The 1,207-nt window shown below is 36.0% G+C and carries 2 protein-coding genes; both read right to left on the bottom strand.

Translation table 11 applies throughout. The annotated features are described in order from the left end of the window. A partial coding sequence (locus ACFINU_RS09935) for a TrwH protein (RefSeq protein WP_375619005.1) occupies nt 1–125 on the bottom strand: 125 nt, incomplete at its 3' end. A 240-nt stretch (nt 126–365) separates the two neighbouring features. Further along, nucleotides 366–1,207, bottom strand: an 842-nt coding sequence (locus ACFINU_RS09930) for a type IV secretion system protein (protein ID WP_375619004.1), incomplete at its 5' end; no start/stop codon positions are given.

Genomic DNA, 1,207 nt, shown 5'->3' with positions numbered 1-1,207 from the left:
ATTTCGGCAGGGATTGTTTTATTAATAGGCACACGGTTCCTATCATTGGGCTGTTTTAGCTTTGGTGCTAATGCACAAGCCGATAAAAGGTTTGCAATCAAAATTATAAGTATGATCGACTTCATTTTAACATGACTCTTTTTACTGTTATATACATTCTGATATTTGTTGTCATTATTATAATTTTGACACCAAAGTAAAGTGTATAGTTTACGATAATTTATCTTTTCTTAATTTCATTTTTTAATTTATGAAAATAGCTCAATTTCAGTGCGAATATTTTTCGCTGTAGGATGAGATGTTTTAGTTATTTTATCCTGTGCATTTAAAGTTTCTGTTACGGGAACCATTGCTTTTTATCTCATCTAGTTTCTATGTCTCCATAGATGTCCAAATGTAATGCCTTTTGCGAGAGAATTGGCAACGCTTGATAGTTTGAGTAACAGCATGATGGATATAATGGACAAGATGAGAGCTCCCCCAAACATGAAGCTTATATTCTGGTCGTAATCGAGTTTCATGTCGCTCAAGTAGTTTGCAAAGATATTCATCATCAGATTAAATACAGTGGCTAAGAGTAAAAAGAGGATTATATAATTGACGACTTGGATTATCCATTGTTCGAAAAGGCGATGAGTTGGTTGCCAGAGCAAAGCAATGATGAAGAGTGGTCCCAATCCTACGAGAAGTGTAATAGCGATTTTTGTTAGGAGCACGAGACCACCACCGATTGCTACTACGAGGCTTGTTGCCAGCAAGATAATGATGCCTAAGAGACTGTAAAGCAGTCCATTGGCTTCGAAGAAGACGGTTTCTTGGAAAAGACGGCCTGCATATTGGAATCCTTTGGTTGCTGTTTTGTCAAGTAAATTCATTAATTGTGTATCATTGAGTGGATTTGTTATGAGCGCTTTTGATAACTCATAGGGCATTTGTGTTATTAAATTTGTGATTTCTGGTTGATAAAGTCCTGTGGTAAGAGCTATTGAAGTAATAATACTTATTCGTAGGAAACGATTTACAAATCCGGAGAGTGGCATATCGATAGCGCCCCGAATGATGAGCCAACCATAGATGATGAAAGCGATTGTGATTCCAATTGAAACGAAAGGTGTAATTGTAGCTATTGTTTTTGAGGAAATGTCCGTGACATATGTTTTTGTTATCTGATCAATTTTATTGAAAAGTTGCGTGAACACTGTAAAGT

It is taken from the genome of Bartonella sp. AC130YNZD (genome assembly GCF_042196865.1).
In the GTDB taxonomy this organism is placed as follows: Bacteria; Pseudomonadota; Alphaproteobacteria; order Rhizobiales; family Rhizobiaceae; genus Bartonella.
The sequence above is the reverse complement of the archived record's forward strand: the minus strand, read 5'-3'. Positions and strand labels throughout refer to the sequence as shown.